This is a genomic window from Blastococcus sp. CT_GayMR20 (assembly GCF_004570345.1).
Window position 1 is genome coordinate 1 of sequence record NZ_SPQM01000304.1, and the last position, 1,315, is coordinate 1,315.

The following is a 1,315-nucleotide window of genomic DNA, read 5'->3' on the forward strand; positions in this document are numbered from 1 at the left end:
GCCTGGCCGTCGCGCGCCGCCCCCGGGCCGCGGCGGCCGCGGCCACCGCCTGGCTCGCCGGGACGGCGGAGTTCGCCTGGACGCGGGTCGCATCCGGACCGCGGACCCGCGCGGAAGTGACCACCATGGCCCTGACGAGCGCCGTGATCCCGCCGCTGGCCACCTGGCACTGGCTGCGCGGAACGGTGCAGCACCTGGGTGTCCGCCCCTGGAAGGGACTCCCCGACCTCGTCCTGTTCGACCGCGACGGCACCTTGGTGCACGACTTCCCCTACAACGGCGACCCGGACTGGGTCCGCCCGGTGCCCGGCGCCAAGGAGGCACTGGACCGGCTGCGGGCGCGGGGTGTGCAGGTCGGGGTCGTCAGCAACCAGAGCGGCGTCGCCCGCGGCATCATCACCCGCGCCCAGGTCGACGCCTGCATGGAACGACTGGCGGAGCTGCTCGGCCCGTTCGACACCCTGCAGATCTGCCCGCACGGCCCCGACGACGGCTGTGACTGCCGCAAGCCCGCCCCCGGCATGGTGAAGGCCGCCTGCGCCGAACTCGGCGTCGACCCCGCCCGGTGCGTCGTCATCGGCGACATCGGTGCCGACGTCGACGCCGCGGCCGCCGCCGGCGCGGTCGGGATGCTGGTCCCGACGCCGGTCACCCGGAAGGCCGAGATCGACGCCGCAGACTGGGCGCTGACGACCGTGACCGAAGCTGTGGACGTCGTCCTGGACGGCTCCTGGTGACCCGCACCGTGCTCGTCGCCCGGCTCGACAACGCCGGCGACGTCCTGCTGCAGGGACCGATGGTGCGCGCGATCGCCGCGGGTGCCGACCGGGTGGTGCTCCTCGCCGGCCCGTCCGGGACCGAGGCGGCCCGCCTGCTCCCCGGCGTCGACGAGGTGTGGACCTGGCGCTGCCCCTGGATCCTCGGCGACCCGCCGGCCGTCGACCCGGCCGACATCGCCGCGCTCACCGACCGGATCCGCGCCCTCGCCCCCGCCGAGGCGGTGGTCTCCACCTCCTTCCACCAGTCGCCCCTGCCGCTGGCGCTGCTGCTGCGGTCGGCCGGGGTGCCACGCATCTCGGCGATCAGCGTCGACTACCCGGGGTCGCTGCTCGACGTACGGCACCGCGTGGACGACGACCTGCCCGAGCCGGAGCGGGCGCTCTCCCTCGCGCGCGCGGCCGGTTTCCCACTCCCGCCCGGTGACGACGGCCGCCTCGCGGTGCGCCGTCCGCTGCCGGAGGTCGGGCGCGCACCGGGCTACGTCGTCCTGCACCCCGGGGCCTCGGTGCCGGCGCGGGCCTGGCCGGCCGGGCGC

At 76.4% G+C, this 1,315-nt stretch carries 1 protein-coding gene and 1 pseudogene; both read left to right on the forward strand.

All coding sequences use genetic code 11. The features are described from left to right. On the forward strand, nucleotides 1–737 hold a 737-nt coding region (locus E4P40_RS27565), incomplete at its 5' end, for an HAD family hydrolase (RefSeq protein WP_135161460.1). Continuing rightward, nucleotides 734–1,315 (forward strand): annotated as a pseudogene (locus tag E4P40_RS27570) (glycosyltransferase family 9 protein); the annotation flags it as partial. The gene E4P40_RS27565 and the pseudogene E4P40_RS27570, both read left to right, overlap by 4 nt.